The sequence below is a fragment of the Anaerocolumna jejuensis DSM 15929 genome (assembly GCF_900142215.1).
Taxonomy (GTDB): Bacteria; Bacillota; Clostridia; order Lachnospirales; family Lachnospiraceae; genus Anaerocolumna; species Anaerocolumna jejuensis.
Genome location: NZ_FRAC01000026.1, coordinates 27,631 through 46,243 on the forward strand (window position 1 = coordinate 27,631; position 18,613 = coordinate 46,243).

Here is an 18,613-nt window from a genome sequence, read left to right on the forward strand (position 1 = left end):
GCCAACATAAGAGCCAAGGACAGGAATTTTCTTAATCTTTTTTTCAAACTTCCTCCTTCTTCCATTCTTTGTCTTTGTTTCCAATTCCTCCTAATATTTTAATTATATTTCGATTTATCCATAATGATATAGACAATATTGGCATTTATTGTTGAATCTTGTTGTAATATGCAAGCCATAGTTATAAAGTACTATAAAAATACACAAATAAAAGAGGTCATGCTTTATAGCTTTATATCTTTACAGCTTTAAAGTCTTAAACTTTTGGAGAATCATTACTACAATTCTTATCCTGCGTCCATACCTGCTTAAAAACTCATCCTAATGGTCAGAAAATATCCTTTTTATCTTTTCTCGTAACATACTATTTATTTCCTGTTAATATTTTACATAAGCCTATAATCCATATATTAGCACTTTAAGTAATATAATTTAACAAAAAGGGACTATTTTCCTAAATAGCAAAAAATTCCTATATCGAAATAATTTCACAGCAATGTTTTACTACTTAATTATCAGCTCCGGAGGCACATACAGTCAGACTATTGAGTTTACATAATCCGGATTCTCGGCCGGATACATACCCTTGCAAAGCTATCCTGGAGAAACAGCGAAGCTTGATGTTACAAGCATAACAAATGCTTCAGGCGGAATGATAGTCGTAAACAGCAGGAACTACATAAAGATAATTGGACTAGAGATATGTAATTTCAAGCCCTCAAATGGTAATCCTTCCTACGGTAATGAAAGAAGTGCAGATGGTATTTACTGTGACGGTAGTAGAGATATTCAAGTTAATGTGCAGAAAAATAATAAGCGCCTCACGGGCTGTAGCTCATGAGGCGCTTATTGCAACTTATAATAAAAAATTTCTTAATTTAAAAATTTCGTATAGAGGCTTTGAACATCCGCAGCGCTGATGGCTTTGTTCATAATACGAGTTAAAGCTATATTTCCATTCAAAAGCAATGTTGCATTGCCTGTCGTATCCGGATCTCCGCCAAGGCACATAGCAACACCTGATGTATGGCTGATGGTACCGCTGGCAGCGCTGGAATCCACAAGCTGTCCATTGAGATACAAATTCAGATTTGATCCGTCATAAGTTGCGACAAGGTGATAATATATACCTGACTGCAGCTGAACGCCAACGTGTTTATAGCTGCCGCCTATATACGCCCAAAGCTCGACTAATCCGGTAGATGTGCTTTCAAATCCAATACCGCTGTTTTGGCAGTTCTCAACGATTGCCTGATTTTGAATTGTGTTCATTTTGAAAACAGTTTCGAGTGTGAATTGGTTCGAAATCAGATTCAATTGTGCATCGGACACATAGTAATTGGCGTAATTGGTGCCGTCAAGAACCAGCACATTCTTTTTGAGGGTACTGTCTAGCTGAACTTGAGCATTATTTTTGAGTTTATACGATGTATTATAGGAAGAATTGTCCTTTGCTGTACCATCCGTGAAATTGACATTCAATACATCAACAGGAGGCTGCTCAGGTAATGTTGTAAATGTCGTGGTAATTGGCTGGCTTTGTTTGCCAAAAGATTCGATACCATAAATATGGACGCCATAGTTTGTATCAGCGTTAAGTCCCCCGACGCTGTAGGAAAGCGTTGAAGCCATTCTTTGCAGACCCAAATAAAAATCAGAGAAAATCGGAAAATCTTTTACAATAGCGTTCGTGGCGGTATCATAAACTTGAATTCTATATGAATGTACAAAATCCACATCTTTTGCCTGCGTAAAGGTGAGTGTCGCCGAAACATTGGTTATATTCGAAGTGGTAACCTTACTGCCGGCTTCAAAATAAGGCGCTGCACTTGTATCTGCTCTGGCGCTTGTATATACAAATGTATTTTTGCTTAACGGCCGGTTAAGAACCCAGTTGCTCTTTATTTGACAGTCGTTATGGAAGTCATAACGCTGAAGAGTAACCGCTGTATTTGAAATAGTGCCGATGATGCCCTGCGCCACTTCGCTGGCTCTCGGCGGAATGGTGCCATTCGCTTTGCCGGATTCCAATTCGGTATAAGTCAATGTCGATGTTCCGACGCAGGTATAATTTAATTGATAAATCGAGCGTTCATCTTCCAGAACAGCATGAGAATGTCCAGCAAAAGTAACAACCTGCGGATAATTTTTGAGTATGGAATCGAGGGTTGCATTGCCCCATTCGTCACTTAAATAAACGGTGTTTAATACTGGCTGATGGAAGGTAACAAAAATGGGATTGCTGGGATTTTCGGCGACAGCAGCATCAAGCTGGGTTTTCAGCCATTCCGTTGATTTTGAGGTGAAGACACCGTTGGTATCTCCCGCTTCTGTGCTAAGGCCAATGAAGTGGTAACCGTCAACTGAAATGTTTGTATTCATTGTGCAGCCGAGTGTGTTGGTGAAGTTACTCTGGGCGTCCCTTACCGACATACCGTTCCAGTAGTCATGGTTGCCCATTACAAATACTTTTTGAGGAGCGGTTAAGGGATCTGTAAATACGGAATTAAAGATTGTGTTAAACTTCTGGTATGCCGCGGTCTCCCCTGCATTAGCCATATCACCTGCGATCATAAGAACTTTAATATTATCCGCCTTAAATTTTATCAGTGCTTTTGTAAGATTCGTCTCCTCTTGCTGTATAGTTGTGGATCCATTCAAATGAATATCGCTAATGACACCAAAGGACAGACGAGCTGGTGAACCAGTATAAATCTTAACCGATGACATCTGGTCATTGACATCTGTGCCAACCCAGGAAGAACTTGCATTAAATGTCCATTTGGTTCCTGTGAAATTATCATTCTGATATACTTCCACAGTCCAACCGCTTGGTATCTTAAGGGAGGACATCCAGTCATTCGGAATTCCTTTTGCGTTCAACTGTGCCATTGTATAGCTTCCCGGTTGCAATGCTGCTGCTGTTCCTCCATAATCTATGTCTGCATAGAATACAGCCGCTAAAATTTTAACAGATGTCATCTGGTCATTGACATCTGTGCCAACCCAGGACGAATCTGCAGTATATGTCCATTTGGTTCCTGTAAAGCTATCATTCTGATATACTTCTACCATATACCCGCTGGGAACCCTTAACGAAGACATCCAGTCATTCGGAATTCCTGCCGCATTCAGCTGCGTCATTGTATATGTACCTACATCCAGTGTTACTGCTGTTCCGCCGTAACTTTTATCTGCATAGAATGTTACTCCGTTTGTTGTTGGTGCTGTTGGTGTTGGTGGTGTTGGTGGTGTTGGTGTTGGCGTTGGTGTAGTTCCGCTGCCGCCTTGCTCCCATAAAGCAGGAACATTGGACGGTTCCCAGCCTACAAGGGAAGTATGTGCCTGACGACAGGTATAAGTACTTCCGCTATATGTTACCGTATCACTTACTGCATATGCAGTATTGGGAGCCCATGCTCCTCTGTCGGCTGCGCTTACCGGTATCGCCGTGAACAGGTTGCATAATAATACAAGCATTACTATTAATGTCAGTGATTTTGTTAAAGATTTTTTCTTTAAAGCATTCATGGTATATCCCCCTTATTATATTTGTTCAAAAGTTTTTTAGCCAACATAAGAGCCAAGGGCAGTAATTTTCTTAATCTTTTTTCATACTTTTTACTCCTCCTTCCATTATTCGTCTTTATTTCCAATTACTTCTAATATTTTAATTATATTTCGATTTATCCATAATGATATAGACAATATTGGCATTTATTGTTAAATCTTGTTGCAATATGCAAGCCATAGTTATAAAGTACTATAAAAATACACAAATAGAAAAGATCATGCTTTATAGTTTTATAGCTTTAGTATATGCAGCGGCAATACTGTATGCAATATCACTTCATATGACAATCTGGTATACAATTGCGGCAATTCAGCGCCCCTCTTTTATAATCAGCATCTCAACTCCGCTTTGATTTTTTTATAAATATAGACAAAAGCATCGGGGTTTTCTTGCACCGATGCCTTTGGATTTATCTCTATGAAATTTATGTTTTTGGGGTGTCACCTCCAGATAGTCCAATCTGGTAATAATATCCTTAAGTTCCCTTATCCCATCACTATTATAAAACTAATTTTTATATATTTTAACAAATTCACTTGTAGATATACCCGTAACTTCTTTAAACACCTTATAGAAATATTTAGAGTCTGTGAAACCCAATTTTTCTGAAATTTCAAATGTATTCACATCTCCTTTTAATAATAACTCTTCTGCTTTATTGATCTTTATCTCTTTGATATAAGTATTGAAATTTTGTCCTACTTCTTTTGCAAAAAGTAAACTCAAATATTCCGGAGTCACATTAAGTTTATCTGCTACCTCCACTTGTGTTATTTTTTCATGCAAATGCACAGTAATATAGCTTAAGGCTTTCTTTATAACCAGACTGTAGTCATTGTTCCGCTTTTTGACGGATAAAGACATTTTTGTTGCCAAATCCGAAAGTGAACCGCTTAATTCCTTCCACGTATATGAATTTATCATTATTTGATATGTTTCCTTCAGGCTTAGGCTATTTTCCCATTCAACGCACACTTTTTTTGCAGAGTTTATCATAGCAGACGAAAATTGTACAAATGCATTGATAACATCATCCGGCTGATGTAAGTCTTTTCTCCAGCATTTCAAAAACTCACTGCAATAGATTTCTATATTATCCAAATCCATAGAGTGAACAGCCAGAATCATACTGCGTTCTAATTCAATAGGATATTTAACCAATTTAGTAACGATATGCTGAATTTTAGCATGGTCAATCAGTACATCTTCTCCAAGTACAATTGACCATTGCAGCTCTTTCATTATAGTAGAAAGACTGTTTGTAAAGGTATTAATATTCTCACATTCAATAAATCCAAAGATTGTATTTCCATACTGTGGTTGATAGATTTCTATACGCAGTTTATTCTGTATAGCCCTTTTAAAATCATATGTTTTTTTATTTTCAGGTAAAATAATAACATATGTATTTTCAGCGCTGATTTTATATAAGTAATACTGATTTGCGAGATACATATTCAAATTCTCTTCCAGCAGTTCCAATACTTTTTTTGAAATATTCTCGACAACACTATCTAAATAAACTATTCCAATATGAAAGTTTTTTGTTACATCCAAACCATATTCAGTTTTCATTTTTTCAGCCATCCCTTTTGTGCCAATATCATTTCCCAGAAAAAGGCTGTTTAAAATATAATCTATGGAAACAGATTCAGATGTCTTACTTTCTTCAAGCGACTTTTCCAGTTTAATCATTTTTTCTATATCTATTAATACTCTTTGAAGATCCTCTACAGTAAACGGCTTAAGTAAATATTCATAAACTCCAACCTTTATAGCTTTTTGGGCATACTCAAATTCCGAATACCCACTTAATATAATAGACTTATGCTTTAAATTATACTTTTTTAATTTATCCAACATTTCCAATCCGCTCATATCAGGCATTTTAATGTCAGTTATGATAAGGTCAGGTTTTTTCTCCGCAACTATTTTTTCTCCTTCAATCCCATTGCCAGCCTCCCCAACAATCTGATAATTGCTGCTTATTTGGTTTATTAATTGAACAATTCCTTTACGGGTTCTCATTTCATCCTCAACCACAACAATTTTCATAAAGATCTCCTCCAGCTTTAAATAATAAGGTATATTCTAAATTGCTTATAGATTTCTTTCATACCATCCATTGATAATTTATTCCAGCTGTCTGGGGATTTCAAACAATATTTCAGTTCCCTTACCCAGTTCACTTTTAATATTCCATTTGCAGTTTTCACCATAATATAGTTTTAGGCGGTTAAACACATTTTTTACACCTAATCCTCTTCTGCTGCTTATTATATCACTCCCATCCTCTTTTAACAGTTCTCCGAGTTTCGACTCATCCATCCCTCTGCCATTATCTTTTATAGATATTACTATATTTTCATCTTCAAATATATGTATATTCACAGTAATCAAGCCTCCTGAAGCGTATCCGTCAAATCCGTGAATTATGGCATTTTCAATAAGCGGCTGCATCAATAGCTTATGGATCCTGCAATCAAGTACATTTTCATCGATTTCTGTTTCACAATGGAAGGAATACTCAAAGCGTATCTGCTGCAGATACATATATTGTCTAAGCCATTCGATTTCCTGTTTAAAAGTGACAATTTCATTACTCTGGTTTACACTATACCTCAAAATCTGCGCAAGATTCTTAAGCATATTACTTATTTTATACTGTTCATTTTCTATTGCTACCCAATTTATTGTATCTAATGTATTATATAGAAAATGAGGGTTTATTTGAGCTTCAAGTGCTTTGATTTCGGCATCCTTTTGTTGTCTGGCTGCAGATTTGACGTCTTCAATCAGCCTTTTTATCTGCACCATCATACTATTAAAAGTTGTAGCAATGATTGATATTTCATCCTTTGTATCAAAGTTAACACGTACATTCAGTTCTCCGCTTTTGGCAGTTGTCATAGCTTGAATGATTTTTCTTACAGAATTGGAAAATCTTCCAGAAAAATAGATAACAAGGATTATTGAAAGAAGCACTGCTGCCAGACCAATTAATGTATAAAGCCTTTGAAGTGAATAAATTTCTGAAAACATACTTTCTTTATCTGTAATATTTATATAGTTCCACCCCAGATTGTTATCTGTATACCGGTTTACCAAAACAGGCTTTTGACTTAGATCCTTAATCCTGCTGTTTGAATTCCTCATATCTCCTGACAATTCTATAGAATTCTCCTTAAGGATTCTTTCTTCTTTCTTACCAATGTAGTATTTTTCAGGGAATGAGATAATCCTTTGTTCTTTATCGACTATAAAGTTAAAGCCTTTCTTTTGATTATCATTTTCTACGTTTCCATATGCTCCGTTACATATATCAGATATCATCTGTTCATTTAAGCTTATTACAATTACTCCCAACGTAGTTTTATCAAATTTCTCTATATCAAACATCCTTTTGGCAATATGAAACAGATAACATCCCTTATCTCCGTATTGATCGGCAAATGATGTCGGTATAAGTACAGTGTGGTCTGTTTTTTCTGCCTGCACATAAAAATCTGTTTTGACAATATCCTTGTATTTAGTCCAAAAGTGCTGAGTTGCCAACCCCGTAACTTTGTCATAACACACTACCAGTCCATTAGGACATAGAATCGAGATGCATGAGATTCCTTCTTTTGAATTTGCCAGAATACCAAGCTTTTCTCTGAGTTTTCCGAAAGCAGATATTTGCTCATCTACCGAATCGTTTCCTAATTTTTTGGTAAGTTCAACAATTTCATTATCCGAAAATATTTGAAATAGTAATTCGTTGTATGATTCGATTTTCAAATTTACATTTTTGGCAGTCTGAAACAGATTAATCTCTAAAAGCTCATTAACTTTATTTTGCATTGATTTTGTTGTGTTTAAATAAAAAATAAACTGCACTGATATTAAAGGAATTATTGCCGCAAAAAGAAAAGAAAAAATGAGTCTAACTTTTAAGCTCATTTTACAGTTATCTGATTTGTACGAAACTTTATTAATAAATACTCTGGATAATTCAGCTGCTTTTTTAAATTTTGCATTCATAAATAGCACCCGTGTAATATATTACTTTTATCAATATATATAATAGACATTTCATATTTTACTCCATAACAATCCAAATAACAATCCTGTAAATTTACTATGTAATTTCAATATAGGGCTATGTACATAACGATGTTACGCACATAGCCCTTCTAATTAATCCCTGCAAACTCTAGTTGAACCTTTCAAGATAAAACTTTTGGTTATCACCATTCGCCTCGGTATACTGAGTCAATTTCGCCGAATCCTCCCTGGAAACTCCTTCAATATCCCATGCCATTCCTGAATGTTTGAAGTAAATCTTGAAGCTTCCGTCCTGCTGCGGAACAAGTCTCACCAATTGATTGTCTCCGCTCACATAGTCCCACAGATGGGTTCCGTGACCTGCTTCCATTGAGACATCCGCCAAATCTATTACCTTTGAAGGGGCATTTAAATAGACTACTTTGTACCAGCCGTTTTCAGCACTTTCGAACCTCCATTTAAACCAATTATTGGTTTGAAATGACCATTGAATTACCGGTGTATCATTACTGGTAGCCCCGCCCCCGCCGTTAATATATTTACCACTGTGTCGCGCTTGTATATAGTAGTCTCCTATAGGCTGTAACCGCCACTGCTGCCAGGCTTGACCTGTGTAATCATATTGCTGTACTTTCGCCCCATTTGAAGTGTTTCCGTTTTGAACTTCAAGGCATTTACCGCTATTCACATTAATGATTTTAAATAATCCATTGCCCACATCAACAAAATTCCATTGATGCGCAGTATTCCCTTCAGTATAGTCCCAATTGTGGATCTGTGCTTCATTGGCAGTTGAATCATTCGCAACGCAGACATCATCTCCGCTCACGAAAGATGCGATTCGGAAGGATTCATTGCCGTTTGGGACCAAAGACCATTTTTGATTGTTGGAGTTCGCATCATATGTCCACTGATTCACCACAGAACCGTTTGAAGTACTTCCGCCAATCAGATCCAGCGTTTTTCCTGTCCCATTATTAACTAGCATGAAAAGATTACTGTTATACAAATTGTTACTGGGAAGAATGTCAGTGGTTCCACATTTGACATCACTTTTACCAGTTGTAGAATTCTTAACTGCAGCAATGATAAAAACTGTAGAATTACCGGTTGGAACCAGGCATCTACTGTATCCTGTCGGTATGACGCAGTCCTGGACCGTCCAATGGCCCTGCCCATAATTATAATTTAAGAACAATTTATCCGACCGTCCTCCTGAAATTACAACTGTTCCATTTGGACCTCCGCCGGGAACCCATGTAACATACGGCTGTGATCCCGGTGTTTGTCCCTGATAATAATTCACCTTGCTGCCAGGGTCAGAAGCATTTCCCCAGTTTTCAGGGTCTGAGGAAATTTTATAATGAATTTGATCCTCTTGCATATTTACCATTTCATATACCAGCATATACTTTCCATTACCCATTTTAGTGACCGTAGGCATGCCCGGTCTTAATTCACCCAGCGCAACATCTGCCTTTGTGCTGCTCCAATCAATTCCATTTGAAGAAGATCTATGTACTACCATCTGGTTATTGTTCGGATCCTGTTCATCCGCATAGTAGCAAATCAATTTATTATTGGCAGCTAGAAGGAACGGTTCCCATATCCCCTGACTTTGCCAGTTCATACCTCCCCCGTATGCCCCCCCTGTTGCTATTGTAGATACATAAGACCAATTTCTACCCAGATCATTACTTTTGTATAGCTCAATATTGTGAACCAGCTCACCGGCAGGAAATGCATTGACAGCCAGGAGCATAGTTCCTGCCGGCATATTTCCTATCTGTTGTGGAAGTTCATACAAAAAGCCTTGTTCCCTTAACCCCTCATCCGGGTGTACATCTGCAACCTCAGAAATCTTATTCCACGATTGTCCTCCATTTGTACTTTCATAGATCGGGAAATTCGGACCGGCCGGATGCGGAGTTTGATTATCCGTCCATGACTCATGTGTTGCATACATCTTTCCATTATTATCGCCGCTGTAATGAAGCATTAAAGCACGAGCGTAACTTGCACTTTTTGTAGATGTACTCGACCATACCGTAACCGGACCAAAAGCATATGTACTGGTAACAAAACATGAGATTAGAAAAATTGAAACAAATGACAATATAGCAATTCTTTTTACATTTTTCACAAACTTCTCTCCCAAATTGATATTTTTTTGATTAATGTAAATACTAAGAAGACGAAAGACGACAATTATACATTTGAATTATCGATTGAGTTACTTCTGAATAGCAATACCAAGCATTTAACTCATATTTACATTATAAATATAAGCATTTCTTTATACTACTCAAATATTTTAATACAGGTGTAAAATTTTAAGCAAGTTTTTTGTTGATAAGTATACAATTTTAAAATATTATAGGTTTCTCCATCTATGGTCTTCTGCCTTAATGAGTTTGGTCTGGTTTTACAAGGCTCAAGTGCATAAATCCTTTCATCAATAGCCTTTTTGGAAAGCGACCTCGGGAATTTGTCAAGCGGACCTACAACATAAGCTGCCGTGTCTCTTTCTTCATTTACAATCATTTCTGCTGTCATCTTACCGTTATCAACAAGAGGCTTAGGTAGTCTTGAAGTTCTTTCACTGACTCCATATAGCTCCCATAATATTGCTGAATTTTTATAGAATTACTTCATTAGCTTGTCAACTGTTGCCTGTGTTTCTTTCAACGCATCTTCAGTAGATTTTGTGCCTGTTACTGCTGCCTGCACAGATGATGATAAGACTGTAGATAGTTCAGGCCACTTTGGATGAGGTCCTCTCGGCATAGCATACTGCATCTGTTCCATCCAGACCTTTAGCGCAGCATCGTCAGAATAGTTCTTATCTGCAGCAACATCTTTTCTAGGAGGGAAAGCACCAGAAACCTTAGCATAAGCTCTTATGGAATCTGCGCTGCCTGCCCATGAAATGAACTTCCAGGCAGCTTCCTTGTTTTTACCTTTTACGATACCAAGAGCTTCTCCACCAAGAACGGATCCAAATTTTTGACCTTTAGGTATTAAAGCTATGCCATACTTTAAATTCGGGTTATCCTTTTGGATAGACGGCGCCTGCCACGGACCATTTATCATCATTGCAACCTTACCTGCTGCAAATTGTTTTTCAATATCGGACATTCCAACATTGATAACTTCTTTACTCATTGATCCGTCTTTCATAAGGCCGGAGAGGAAATCAACCGCACTTGCTACTTCCGGACTATCCAGTTTGTTTGGATCTCCTCCCGCAGCTATCAACCAAGGATAGAAATTAAACGTACCTTCTTCACCCTTTATAAGTGAAGTAGCAAAACCATATACACCATTTTTTGTAAGTTGTTTTGCAGTGGTCTTTAATTCATCCCAGGTTTGCGGAGGCTTAACACCTGCTTTATCCAATAGTTCAGTATTGTAAAACATTGCTAGACAGTTGCTAATAAAAGGGAGCGCATAATTTTTACCATCGTAAATACCCGATTTCATCGGACCTTCAAAGAACTGGTCTTTGTCGGACCATGCCGAAACTTTATCGGTAATATCTTCGAAAAGGCCCATAGCTGCAAACGCAGCTACATCAGGGTTATCAATCAAAACCATGTCCGGAAGATTACCCGCTGACAAACCTATAATTAACTGTTTTTTAAAATCACTAGATGGAACGAACTTCGGTTCAACTTCAACCTCATTCTGAGAATTATTGAAAGTTTTACAATGATCTTGAATATCTTTTTCATAGTAGTGCCACAATACTAATTTAGCTTTTTCAGTTTTTCCTGTCTCAGTGGACGTATTCTTAATTTCTGTAGATGTTGCAGCAGATTCCTGTGATGTTTCGTTTGCGCTATTTTTCGAACCACACCCTGCAAAAACACTCACAGATAATAAACAAGCCATTAGAAAAGCAATTACTCTTTTCATATGTTTCCATCCTTTCATTCTAAAAAAGATTATTTATATTTTTGAAGCGTCTCAATAACTAAATAATAAGACATAAAGACAGTCTTTAAAACTCCAATATATAAAAACAGGTGTAAATATTTAATGTCGAATTAATTATAATATAAAAAGCTGAGTTTAACTTTTCAACAATTCTTTTGCCGCTATTTTCATTTAAAATCATTAATATGTTAAAAAACTCCAAACAAGTGATTATCCTTTCTTATTGTTGAACTTGAATGCCATTTAAACGCTCCCCCAGCTGAGCTATACCCTCATATTTTTTCCATTTTCACTTTTTCTTAAGCTCTACGACTATTGAAATCGCAGCACTTTTGCTTCTTTCCGTGAATGCCAGTCATTCGGGGGACAGGCTAGTATGCTCGCGCTCCCATTATATGTGCACCTCCACAAAATGATTATTATATGTAAGGATATATCTCAGCTGTAGAGCGTTTAATGTGTCTTTAAATTATCTTATGATGCGGCATGCTCTGCAGCACTATCAAGTCCATTAAGGAATTAAGTTACATCATTTTCATAATTTAGAATAACGGGCATATTATAATTAGAATAAAGAAAGGTGGTCTTTGAATGAAGAAAATAGTTTCTTGTCTAGCAAGTATAGCGTTGAGCATCTTGCTATCTATCCCAACTACAGCCATGGCGGCTAAACCCGAAGAAAGTTACGATATTGCATCCTTGCTGGAAGCTGGAGGCACGATTCCTGCCGGTTATTACCAACTGACCCGTGGGGTCAAGGTCACGAATGACGTTTACGCCGATGGCGTGGTAATTGATGCGTCGGGCTGTCCCAAAAATACCATCGCAATTGTGGCTAAAGCAAACATTACGGGTATAACCATCAATTACCCTCAAAGACAAGGAATCAGCGTCCAGTCATGCTCGGGAAAGACATTGGAAAACTGCACTGTGACACACGCACAGTTTGCGGGTATAGAAGTAAAAAATAATGTATCAGATATTACATTGCGGAACTGTATTTCCAATGACAATTACGACTATGCTGGAGAAGGTGAAAATGCAGATGGCTTCGGTATCAAGAATGGAGCTTATAATATCACACTCATTAATTGTTCCGCTACCGGGAACAGTGACGATGGATTTGACTGCTACAGCTCGGGAGAAAATATAATCTTTAGAGGCTGTACAGCGGTTGGAAACGGCAGCGGCACTAACGGTGATGGAAACGGATTCAAGCTTGGCCCATGTTCCTACAAGGATAATTCCGGTGGGCTGGTTACCGTGACGGATTGTACGGCGATGAACAATAGCGGTTGGGGATTTTTAAGGAATCATAATAAAGTTGAGCCCATACAATATGGGAACACAGCCGAAAACAATAGAAAAGGCCAATTTAACTGGAATCAGTAATTAATTTTTAAGTAGATTTAATATATTCCTTGAAATTCCTCCCTAATATGCGTTTGTTTATCACCATAACACATATTAAAGGGATTTTTAGGCAACTAGCACAAGTTTTATTTATAATTATTCTTTATCAGGTTTGTAGTCAGAATCATTCTTTATATCATAAAACATAAATGGATATTTCAAACCGCACTATGGACATATCCAATGTCCATGTATTCCCATAGTTTCAGGATAAAATAAGCTTACCTTTTTGTGGCAATCGCTGCATATCCCTGGGTTTGCATATATTTTTTTATTACCTTCTGGACTTAGATAGCAAAGAGTATTGCAAGGTAAATCCATCATTCTTTCAGGGTCACTCTCAACTCCTAGAACATTGAACAAATACCACTTGCGGTCAGGCTCATTTTCCCTTGTCTCATTATATGGTTTAATGATTTTAACCTTATATCCTCCACATTAAACTATGCCTCCAGTTTTAAATTCTCTAAGGTATTTACACGCATAACATTGATTTAATTCAATAATATTATTATATTTTACGAAAAGTTCTCACACAAGTACGATTATTTTTAGTACCCAGTACATTTTTTGATACTAATTGACCTCCATCAGGTTAGGGCCTATAATAAAAGTACCATAATTATTTATGAATACCTATGATTTGACTACTAAAAAAGGGGGCGCAGAATGGTTGAATTCACCCCGGAAGAGAATAAAAAATATGGTTGCCCAATTAAACTGTTGCAGAAGGCTACAGGGGGCAAGTGGAAGATGTTCATTATGTGGCTTTTACGTGGTGGTAAAAAAAGATTTGGTGAACTCAGCAGATCATTAACTCCTATTACCCAATCGCAGTTAACAAAGGCTCTACGCGAATTGGAGCATGACGGATTCTTAATTCGCCATGTTTTTCAGGAAGTACCGCCGAAAGTAGAATATTCGCTATCTGAACTGGGCCAGAGCTTTATTCCCATTTTGGAGGATATGTACCTTTGGGGAAAAAATCATCTGGCTTATACAGACTTGGATGCTGAAAGCCACCAAACAGATAATCAAAATTAGCAACACTTGGCATGAATATTAATAATAAAGAAATAAGGAATAGTATTACCGATGTTTTTTCTTGCTGCCAAAGAATATTTCATACTATAAAATTTATTTGTAAAAATGATATTCTTTGATAATTGTTAGTGCAGATGGAAACAATTTATGAGTGCCATCTGCTCTTTGAATATATAACATTTAAAGAAATTTAAGTATGATGTAGGCATAAACGAATTTGAATTTAAATTACAGGAAATGGAGAACTCATGGAATTGCGCACATTATCAAAGCAGATTTTATATCTTCCGGCAACCAGTCAGCCTTTATCTGCGGATGTAGGAATAATCCGGGGAGATAAATTTGTTTGGATTTTTGATGTAGGGAGCAATGATGAAGCTGTAGATATAATACAAGGAATTGATAGAGAAAAAAATATTATATTATCCCATTTTCACGAAGACCATATCAGAAATCTTGAACGAATTTCATATAAAGGTATGTATTGCGGTGATTACACAAAGTTCAAATTGCAAAAAGGAACTGAAGTACAAGCCCCTATAACTTATGAGGACGGAGTCAAGCTAACATTATTTCCCATTCCGTCAATTCATTCAAAAGGAACTATTGGACTTGAAGTAAATGATGAATATGCTTTTTTGGGCGATGCTGTATATGGGGCAAGAAAAAATGGAAAAGTGGTATATAACATTAATATATTGAAAGAAATGATCACTACTTTAGAGAAAGTAAAGGCGCAACAATTCTTAATCAGCCATGATGCCGCCTTTATGCAACCTAAAGCGAAGGTTATCGCAGAATTAAAAGGATTATACAAAATGCGAAAACCGGGAGAAGCATATTTGTTTTTAGAAAGTAATGATGTTTAGTAATATACCTTTCAAATGACGCAACTCTTAAATTCCGAAAGGGTTGTTAGCTTAAATCAAAACAAGTGTTAGAAAATCTTTGTAACAGTGTTCTTCATTTAAAAGCTTCTATTCGGCACTGCTTCCCGAAGCTAGGGCAACAGCATAAACACCGCCCCCATTGCGATGTCTGTGACTGGGCGAAAGTAGCATTATCACTGTACATTTCATTACGATACGATCTACCATAGATTGTTTTATGTTCGGGCGTTCTCGCTCATCACCTTCGATGTCATTTGTTTAAGATTTTATACTTTCGTTTACTGACACCTTTCTGAGAAATACCGATTTGATTTCCGTACTCTCGCTCGCTTTTACCTTCGTAATACAACTCAGTGATCAATTCCTGGTCTTCCGGAGTAAGTAATTTTGTGCAGAACAGTATTTTTTCAATTAGTACTGCCTTTATAGCCACATCGTCTACACATTCTTCATCAATAAAGCGGAGGGTAAAACGTCTTGTTAGAAAATCAAAAAAGTCCGCAATTTGCCTATAGCAAATCATTGGCTTTTTAGTGCCCGAATTATTTTTTAACTGATTTATGTATTCAGTATTATAATGTCCTTAAGAGATTTCTTTATTTCAAACCTCTCATAGATGTTTTTGCTTTAGTCACCCATTTTGCCGGCAGCCATCCGGAAATCCGTATGTTTATGTTAAAGAAAAGCTACCTCTAATAGGTTTATCCAATTTTGAGGTAGCTTCGAAATTATTATTTTATAGTTGAATACAGTCTGACAGCACAACTAGAATCTTCAACTGACCCTGTTTACATGAAATTACCAGTTGCAGAAGGATCAATTGAAGCTGGTGTCCATATCAGTGTTGCTTTTTTGATACTGCCATTTTTGCTTTTATTTTTTGTGGTGGTAACCATTTCTCATTTTCACTAATAGTAAGTATTTGGATACTATAAGTTCACAATAGTAACCTACTTTTCAATTACCTTTATATATGCTTTTACGCTGCCATCATATCCTTCCACAAAAGCTCTATATATGTAATCTCCTGGTACAGATGTATCTACTAATGCTGGTGTCCAGGTTAATACAACTTCCTTCGTTGTACCATCTGACATTTTAGCAGTGATTGACTTTGGTAAGGTATAATTTTCACCCTTATCAGCGGTATAGTAGAGATTCGTATATTCTAATTTTACAATTTGAACTTGTTTTGATTTTACTACCAAATGTAGCTTTACACTGCCATTATAACCTTGTACTGCTGCTGTGTACTCATAGGTTCCTGCAATTGCTGTATCTACTGTTGCCGGTGTCCAGGTTAATGCAGCTTCCTTTGTTGTTCCATCTGACATTCTGGCAGTTACCGTTTTGGGTAATTCGTAATTGAAACCTTGTTCTACTGTAGCATCGATTTCTGTTGGCTCTATGCTTACTATTGTAACTGACTTTGCTTTTACTTCCAAATGTAGCTTTACATTACCACTATAGCCCGGTACTGTTGCTGTGTACTCATAGGTTCCTGCAATTGCTGTATCTACCGTAGCTGGTGTCCAGGTTAATGCAACTTCCTTTGTTGTTCCATCTGACATTTTGGCAGTTACCGTTTTGGGTAATTCGTAATTGAAACCTTGTTCTACCGAGGCATTGATTTCTGCCGGTTCTATGCTTACTATTATAACCGGCTGAGCTTTTACTTCCAAATATAGCTTCACAGTGCCGTTATAACCTTGTACTGCTGCTGTGTACTCATAGTTTCCTGCAATTGCTGTATCTACCGTTGCCGGTGTCCAGGTTAATGCAACTTCCTTTGTTGTTCCATCTGACATTTTGGCCTTTGCGGTTTTAGGTAATTCATAAGTTGAACCTTGCCCTACTGTGGTATTGATTTCTGCTGGTTCGATGCTTACTATTTGCGTTTGAATTTTAAAGACCGTCACTATGTAATTAATAGTAAATTTACAATTAGCTATACTACCTACAAACTCGTATACACCAGGAATTGTTGTGTCTATTTCTGTTGAATTCCATATTATTGGAACCTCTATTGTACTTCCATCATTCATGTTAGCTTTAATTTTTTCTGGAAAATCTACCTTTGAATACTGCGGCAAATTTTTGTACATGTAGGTGTAATCCAATCCAATTATTTCCAACTGATCAGATTGCGAAATGTAAAGATTTAGTGTTATTTTTTCATCATAGCCTTCAACTGTTCCTAAGAGAGTATATTGACCAGGCACACTTGAATCAATGGTAGATTTTGACCATGTCACCGGAACCTCTGCAATTGTGCCGTCTGCCATATAAACCTGAACGTTTTTAGGTAAACCCTTACTACTATTTTTTAACCAGTATTCTTTTATGATATCGTCTTTATAAGCAACAATTCCCTCTTTTTTATCTGTTGCAATCGGATATTTACTTCTATCCCATGTCCTGCCTTCTTTTAACAAAAATACATCATCTACATTGAAATATTCATAAGATATATTTCCATTTCTGGAATCAACAATATCCCATGTACAATCGAGATGATAGTACCGACCACCAATTTTCACCATATTCCAGGCATGAGCTTGTCCTGCCCAGCCATGTGATACTTTAATAACCTCAACTCCAGCCCTTTTTAGCAATAAGGATGTTGCATCGGATATCGCATCACAGGCACCTTTATGATCCACAATTACGCCATAGGCACCTTTATCTGATACCCCAAGCTTATACTCCGTATTCAAACAGATGTAATCATGTACTGCTTTTTCCTTCTCTAATAATGTCATTTCCGGCTTTATAATATCTGCCAGGATCTTATCAGCCTTAGCAAGAAAGTCTTCAATCTCACTTTTTGACATATAAAATCCCCAGAAATTACACTTGGTATTATCGCCAAACTCATTGCATCTACTATAATCTGCAATAGGATTCCCATTAAGCCCAACTTCATTTAGGCTGCTAATCTGTAATAATTCTGAAAAGTCCTCAATTAAGTTATTAGAAAGACTAATCTCCTTTAGCATTTTTAGCTTATTCATAGATGGTAAATCCATAATTTTATTATCTGCTAAACTTACACTCTCTAACAATTCAAAATCTGATAGAAAGCTTAAATTTTCTATGTTACATTGATTTGCAGTTAAAGATTTCAGACTATTCTTTAAAGCTGATATTTGGCTTAAATCTGAAATTGGATTTCTTGTTATGTCTAATGCTTCTAATTTGTTAAGATTTCTAAGAGACTTTAAGTCAGATACCTTATTATCACATAAATTAATAGAATTAAGGTTTAATAGCTCTGCAAGAGGAGATATATCCTTAATAAAATTACTATTCAAACTTAATGAAGTCAGATTTTTCAGCTCGCTAATCTGTGATATATCTTCAATTTTATTTTCGGTAAGAGTAAGACTTTTAATGTTCCTGGCATATTGGAGGCCTTCAAGTGATTTTATATCTAATGTTTTTAAATTACAGTCTTTTATACTCAATAAATCCGATTTCAATATATCCCCAACTGGCTTTGAAATCATTGCTCTGATGGCTTTTTCCAAATTTGCATCTGGTATCAATACAACATCTGAGACTTGGCTTTCTGCTCTAGTTAAGACAGGATTCCCCAAAATAGCGCAAGTAATTACTACTACAAAAATAAACGGAATCATTGCGTTAAAAATAAATTTTTTCATTATTTACTCTCCCTTTTCTTGTTTTGTTAATATTTTTTAAA

10 protein-coding genes are annotated in these 18,613 nt (G+C 36.6%); 3 read left to right on the top strand and 7 right to left on the bottom strand.

Annotated features, from left to right (window positions below; genetic code table 11):
• Window positions 1–873 precede the first annotated feature (873 nt).
• The 6 genes from BUB77_RS21750 to BUB77_RS21775 all read right to left on the bottom strand — a co-directional run bounded on the left by BUB77_RS21750 (window position 874) and on the right by BUB77_RS21775 (window position 11,539).
• Window positions 874–3,531: a carbohydrate-binding protein gene (locus BUB77_RS21750; RefSeq protein ID WP_073279112.1), complete on the bottom strand. Its 2,658-nt coding sequence runs from the start codon at window positions 3,529–3,531 to the stop codon at window positions 874–876.
• A 550-nt stretch (window positions 3,532–4,081) separates the two neighbouring features.
• On the bottom strand, window positions 4,082–5,629 hold the full coding sequence (locus BUB77_RS21755; protein ID WP_073279114.1) for a response regulator: 1,548 nt from the start codon (window positions 5,627–5,629) through the stop codon (window positions 4,082–4,084).
• A gap of 78 nt (window positions 5,630–5,707) precedes the next feature.
• The gene (locus tag BUB77_RS21760) at window positions 5,708–7,597 is read right to left on the bottom strand and encodes a cache domain-containing sensor histidine kinase (protein ID WP_073279116.1); all 1,890 of its coding nucleotides are present in this window, start codon (window positions 7,595–7,597) and stop codon (window positions 5,708–5,710) included.
• Between the two features lie 172 nt (window positions 7,598–7,769).
• Complete coding sequence (locus BUB77_RS21765; protein WP_073279117.1) at window positions 7,770–9,764, bottom strand: RICIN domain-containing protein; 1,995 nt, start codon at window positions 9,762–9,764, stop codon at window positions 7,770–7,772.
• A 158-nt stretch (window positions 9,765–9,922) separates the two neighbouring features.
• The gene (locus tag BUB77_RS21770; protein WP_073279119.1) at window positions 9,923–10,165 is read right to left on the bottom strand and encodes a hypothetical protein; all 243 of its coding nucleotides are present in this window, start codon (window positions 10,163–10,165) and stop codon (window positions 9,923–9,925) included.
• 102 nt (window positions 10,166–10,267) lie between these two features.
• Complete coding sequence (locus BUB77_RS21775; protein WP_073279121.1) at window positions 10,268–11,539, bottom strand: sugar ABC transporter substrate-binding protein; 1,272 nt, start codon at window positions 11,537–11,539, stop codon at window positions 10,268–10,270.
• Between the two features lie 648 nt (window positions 11,540–12,187).
• Between BUB77_RS21775 and BUB77_RS21780 the strand changes: the two genes are divergently transcribed.
• From BUB77_RS21780 to BUB77_RS21790, 3 genes are all read left to right on the top strand, one after another.
• On the top strand, window positions 12,188–12,952 hold the full coding sequence (locus BUB77_RS21780; RefSeq protein ID WP_242962565.1) for a right-handed parallel beta-helix repeat-containing protein: 765 nt from the start codon (window positions 12,188–12,190) through the stop codon (window positions 12,950–12,952).
• 690 nt (window positions 12,953–13,642) lie between these two features.
• Window positions 13,643–14,017, top strand: coding sequence for a winged helix-turn-helix transcriptional regulator (locus BUB77_RS21785; RefSeq protein ID WP_073279125.1), 375 nt, complete (start codon window positions 13,643–13,645; stop codon window positions 14,015–14,017).
• A gap of 248 nt (window positions 14,018–14,265) precedes the next feature.
• Window positions 14,266–14,886 (top strand): MBL fold metallo-hydrolase, encoded by a 621-nt coding sequence (locus BUB77_RS21790; RefSeq protein ID WP_073279127.1) that lies wholly within the window; start codon window positions 14,266–14,268, stop codon window positions 14,884–14,886.
• A gap of 971 nt (window positions 14,887–15,857) precedes the next feature.
• Here BUB77_RS21790 and BUB77_RS21800 read toward each other — a convergent pair.
• Entirely contained in the window at window positions 15,858–18,572 is a 2,715-nt protein-coding gene (locus BUB77_RS21800; RefSeq protein WP_073279130.1) for an Ig-like domain-containing protein, read from the bottom strand.
• Window positions 18,573–18,613: the final 41 nt, after the last annotated feature.

Coding starts and splice junctions, on each gene's coding strand:
- BUB77_RS21750 (WP_073279112.1), bottom strand. CDS start 3,531: ATGAATGCTTTAAAGAAAAAATCTTTAACAAAATCACTGACATTAATA.
- BUB77_RS21755 (WP_073279114.1), bottom strand. CDS start 5,629: ATGAAAATTGTTGTGGTTGAGGATGAAATGAGAACCCGTAAAGGAATT.
- BUB77_RS21760 (WP_073279116.1), bottom strand. CDS start 7,597: ATGAATGCAAAATTTAAAAAAGCAGCTGAATTATCCAGAGTATTTATT.
- BUB77_RS21770 (WP_073279119.1), bottom strand. CDS start 10,165: ATGATTGTAAATGAAGAAAGAGACACGGCAGCTTATGTTGTAGGTCCG.
- BUB77_RS21775 (WP_073279121.1), bottom strand. CDS start 11,539: ATGAAAAGAGTAATTGCTTTTCTAATGGCTTGTTTATTATCTGTGAGT.
- BUB77_RS21785 (WP_073279125.1), top strand. CDS start 13,643: ATGGTTGAATTCACCCCGGAAGAGAATAAAAAATATGGTTGCCCAATT.
- BUB77_RS21790 (WP_073279127.1), top strand. CDS start 14,266: ATGGAATTGCGCACATTATCAAAGCAGATTTTATATCTTCCGGCAACC.
- BUB77_RS21800 (WP_073279130.1), bottom strand. CDS start 18,572: ATGAAAAAATTTATTTTTAACGCAATGATTCCGTTTATTTTTGTAGTA.